5 protein-coding genes are annotated in these 4,132 nt (G+C 72.1%); 3 read left to right on the forward strand and 2 right to left on the reverse strand.

Annotated elements, in window-relative coordinates:
- The coding region (locus PLL68_RS12020; protein WP_502910703.1) for an AMIN-like domain-containing (lipo)protein at nt 1-437 on the forward strand (437 nt) is incomplete at its 5' end.
- 33 nt (nt 438-470) lie between these two features.
- On the opposite strand, the gene PLL68_RS12025 is transcribed toward PLL68_RS12020, so the two are convergent.
- On the reverse strand, nt 471-1,022 hold the full coding sequence (locus PLL68_RS12025) for a dihydrofolate reductase family protein (protein ID WP_324534385.1): 552 nt from the start codon (nt 1,020-1,022) through the stop codon (nt 471-473).
- 108 nt (nt 1,023-1,130) lie between these two features.
- Here PLL68_RS12025 and PLL68_RS12030 point away from each other — a divergent pair, with 108 nt between their 5' ends.
- On the forward strand, nt 1,131-2,258 hold the full coding sequence (locus tag PLL68_RS12030; RefSeq protein ID WP_324534387.1) for a potassium channel family protein: 1,128 nt from the start codon (nt 1,131-1,133) through the stop codon (nt 2,256-2,258).
- A 77-nt stretch (nt 2,259-2,335) separates the two neighbouring features.
- On the opposite strand, the gene PLL68_RS12035 is transcribed toward PLL68_RS12030, so the two are convergent.
- Complete coding sequence (locus tag PLL68_RS12035) at nt 2,336-3,610, reverse strand: ArgE/DapE family deacylase (protein WP_324534388.1); 1,275 nt, start codon at nt 3,608-3,610, stop codon at nt 2,336-2,338.
- A gap of 89 nt (nt 3,611-3,699) precedes the next feature.
- On the opposite strand from PLL68_RS12035, the gene PLL68_RS12040 reads away from it, so the two are divergent.
- On the forward strand, nt 3,700-4,132 hold a 433-nt coding region (locus PLL68_RS12040; protein WP_324534391.1), incomplete at its 3' end, for an MFS transporter.

A 4,132-nucleotide genomic window follows, 5' to 3' on the forward strand; every position in this document is an offset into this window, starting at 1 on the left:
TCACCGACGTCATGTCGCCGCGCTTCCCCGACCTCGGCGGTGACCTCGGCGGGGTCGGCATCGTGCGCGTCGGTCGTCACTCGGGCTACGACCGGGTCGTCTGGGAGTTCCCGGGTGCGGGGCTACCGACCTACCGGGTGCGCTACGTCGACACGCCGATCGCCGACGGCAGCGGGGACGTCGTCGCCGTGACGGGTGACGCGTTCCTCGAGGTGCTGATCACGTTCGTCGGCATCCCCGAGGAGGGGATGGCCCGCCCAGCCGACCCGACGGCATCCGCCCTCTCCGGCACGGTGATCGCCGAGGCGAACGCCATCTTCGGCGGTTTCGAGGGCTACGGCCAGAGCTTCATCGGGGTCCGCGACCGCGAACGCCCCTTCAAGGTCAGCACGCTGACCGGCCCCACCCGGTTGGTCGTCGACATCGCCACCGGCTGACCGGCATCCGACGCTCCTGCCGCAAGCGTGGGCTCAGCGCAGCACGCGGTGGTGGGTGTGCACGACGTCGCCGATGCGCTCGGCCGAGACGAGCTCGAGACGCATGGGGATGCCGTCGGGCAGGGCGCGTGTGCCGCCTCCCACGATGACGGGGTGGGCGAACAGGTGGATGTCGTCGACCAGGCCGGCGGCAAACGCCTCGGCCGCCAGGGTCGGGCCGCCGATCCCGAGGTCACGCACGCTCAACGCCTTGAGCGCGCTGACGGCTGCCGGGTCGAACTCGGCCTCGAGGGTCGTGCGGGCACCGAAGACACCGTCCATGGTGCGCGAGTAGATGATCTTGTCGCTGTCGCGCCAGATGCGCGCGAACTCGCCCCCGGGGCCCGGGACGTCGCCGGGAGCGGTCTCCCAGTAGCGCATCACCTCATACATGCGGCGACCGAGCAGGAGGGTGCCGATCTCGCGCTGGTGGTCGTTGACGACGGCGTGCAGCTCGTCGGACGGCACGGCCCAGTCGAAGGACCCGTCCGCGTCGTTGACGTACCCGTCGGCGGAGGTGATCGCGGAGAAGCGGAGGCGGGCCATCTCGGCATTGTGCCGATTCATGGCCGTTCGGACCACCCCGAAGGCCTTGTCGTCGTTCGCCGAGGGCCACCACACTGAGGGGATGGGCCTGCTGCAGGGTCGGAGCCGATGACCCGCGTGCGCACCACGCTGGTGCGTGTGCTGACCGCGCCGCTGCGGGGCGTCCAGGAGTTGCCCGCCGTTCGCCGGGTGTCCTTCCACGCCAACCGGATTCGGGCCGGGCTGGACTTCCACTTCTTCCGCACGCTGGCCATCGCGCTCGTCGTGATCGTCGTTGTCGCAGGCTTCCTGGTGACCGTGCTGGAGCCCGAGAAGCGCTCGTTCCAGGGCCTGGTCGACTCGTCGTACTGGGCGGTGACCACGGTCATCGGGTCGGGCGACTCGTCGTACGTCGACAGCCCCGGCGGCTACGTCATCGGGTGGCTGCTGGCCTTCTTCGGCGTCGCGATCGTCGCGACGCTCACCGCCGCGATCGTCGGCTTCGTCATCGACTACCTCCTGAAGGAGGGCCAGGGCATGGGCGCCGCCGGCTACTCGGACCACATCGTCGTCTGCGGGTGGAACGCCACCGCACGCGACCTCATCGACGAGTTGCGCGGCGACGAGTTCCACGCGCGGATCGTCGTGCTGCACGAGAGCGAGCGCAGCCCCGCACCGGCGGACATCTACTTCGTGCGCGGCGACACGACGTCCACCGAGGATCTCGAGCGCGCCGGCATCCCCGACGCCGCGTCCGCGATCATCTGCCCGTCCGACGGGTCCAACGAGGCCGACATGCGCTCGATCCTCACCGTGCTGGCGATCGAGTCGATCGCGCCGGGGGTGCGCACGGTCGTCGAGGTGAACAACCCGAAGCACGTCGAGCACGTGCAGCGCGCCAACGCCGACGAGATCCTCGTGACGTCGCGGTTGGCGTCACGGTTGCTGGCCCGCACCGCCCTGTACCCGGGGCTGGCCGCGCTGGTGACGGACATCGTGTCGGGGGGCGAGGGGTCGGAGCTGTACCGGGTGGAGCTGCCCGAGGAGTACGTCGACCTCGACATCGACGGCCTGTCGGCGCGGATGCGGCGCGACCACGGGGCGACCCTGCTCGCGGTGACGCACGATGGCCACACGCTGACCAACCCGCCGTCGGACTTCCGGCTGCGCCGGGGCGACACCGCCGTCGTCGTCGCCGAGCACCTCGGCGACCTGCACCCCCTCGAGCCCGACCACGTGCTCGACGCCCCCGGCTGAGCGGAGGCGGCCCCGGCAGGGTCGAAGCGCAGGTGCACGCATTCGCGGGCGGTATTGCCTCGACTCCGCTCAGGCAGTCAGTGGGCGCCCAGCCGTCTCGCTGTCACCAGGGCCAGGGCTCGCGCGACCTCGATGACCTCGGTGAGCGGCACGCTCTCGCGTGGGGCGTGCGCGAGCCGCACGTCACCCGGCCCGTAGTGCAGCGTCGGGATGCCCCCGATGCCGGTGTACAGGCGCAGGTCCGAGCCGTACGGAGCCGCCGCCTCGGACGGCCGGATGCCGGTCACCACCTCGACCGCGCCCGCCACCTCGTCGATGAGCGGGTGCCCGTCGGCGAGCTGCCCGGAGGCGAACTGTCCCCCGGGCCAGGTGACCCGGGGCTCGTGGTGACGTAGCCACGGGTCGGTGCCCGCGGCATCCGCAATGGCTTCTTCGAGCGCCAGACGCGCGAGCGCCGGGTCCTCGCCGAGGCGCACCCCCATGCGCCCCTCGGCGACGAGCAGGTCGGGCACCGAGCTGGCCCAGTCGCCGGCGCGGACCGTGCCGACGGAGATGCCGTACGGCAGCGGGTTGTCCCCGAACAGCGGGTGGCGGTCGGCGTTGCGCCGCTCCTCGAGGTCACCCAGCGCCTGGTGCAGCGGCCAGAACGCCTCGAGCGCCGAGACGCCCTCGCGGCGGGTGCTGCCGTGCGCGGCCCGGCCGGTGACGTCGATGCGGAAGGTCAGCGCTCCGGCGTTGGCGGTGACGAGCCGGCCACTCGTCGGCTCGGTGATGACGGCGACCTCACCGCGGTGACCGCGACGAAGAGTGGCGAACGCGCCGAGGCCGCCGTCCTCCTCGCTGACGACGCTGTGCAGCGCCAGGCGTCGCTCTGTGCGCACCCCCGAGCGGTGCAGCGCGCGGGCCACGGCGAGGTTGACGGCCATTCCGGCCTTCATGTCGCAGGCACCGCGACCGTGCAGCACCCCGCCGTCGATGCGCGCCGAGAACGGGTCGCCCTCGTGCCAGTTCGCGACGTCGCCGACGGGGACGACGTCGACGTGCCCCTGGAGGACCAGCCCCGGATCGCCCTCCCCGGATGCTGTGCCGACGAGACCGTGACCCTCCAGTCGGGGCGCCTCCGTACCCGGGAAGTCGGGGTCGGCGCGCAGGTCGTCGAGGTCGAGCGCCCACAGGTCGACCTCGAGCCCGGCCTCCTCGAACCACCGGGCGACGGTGTGCTGGAGGTCGGCCTCGGCGTCGGTGCCGGTGACGCTCGGGGTGCGCACGAGCTCGACCAGGGTCGCGACCAGCTCGGTCTCGTCGATGGCGTCGAGGACCCGCCGCTCGGCAGCGCTGAGGTCGGCGGACATGGACGGCACTCTAGGTGGCGGCGCCGGCTCTCGGCACGCGGGCGGCCGGTGCACGGAATGCCACCGCCCCCGGCCGGGTTGGCTCGTCAGTGACCGCCCCCACCCAAGCGAGAATCACCCGCGCCAGCGTCGGGCTGCGCAGCGAGCGTGGCCCGGTCCTGCTCGCGGTGATGCTGAGCACCGGGCTGGTCGCCATCGACGCGACGATCCTCGCCGCAGCGGTGCCCGCGGTCGTGCGTGACCTCGGGGGGCTGAGCCAGTTCCCGTGGCTGTTCTCCGTCTACCTCCTGGCCCAGGCCGTGTCGATGCCGATCTACGGCAAGGTCGCCGACGTCGTCGGTCGCAAGCCGGTCATGCTCGTCGGCGTGGGGCTGTTCGTGCTCGGCTCGCTGCTCTGCGGGCTCGCCTGGTCGATGGGCAGCCTCGTGGCGTTCCGGCTCCTCCAGGGCCTCGGCGCCGGTGCGGTGCAGCCGATCGGCATGACGATCATCGGGGACATCTACTCGGTGGCCGAGCGCGCCA

The organism is Ornithinibacter sp., assembly GCF_035443565.1.
Classification (GTDB): domain Bacteria; phylum Actinomycetota; class Actinomycetes; order Actinomycetales; family Dermatophilaceae; genus Fodinibacter.

What these genes read in the sequence shown, in the direction of transcription:
- PLL68_RS12025 (WP_324534385.1), bottom strand. Translation starts at nt 1,022, where the DNA reads ATGGCCCGCCTCCGCTTCTCCGCGATCACCTCCGCCGACGGGTACGTC.
- PLL68_RS12030 (WP_324534387.1), top strand. Translation starts at nt 1,131, where the DNA reads ATGACCCGCGTGCGCACCACGCTGGTGCGTGTGCTGACCGCGCCGCTG.
- PLL68_RS12035 (WP_324534388.1), bottom strand. Translation starts at nt 3,610, where the DNA reads ATGTCCGCCGACCTCAGCGCTGCCGAGCGGCGGGTCCTCGACGCCATC.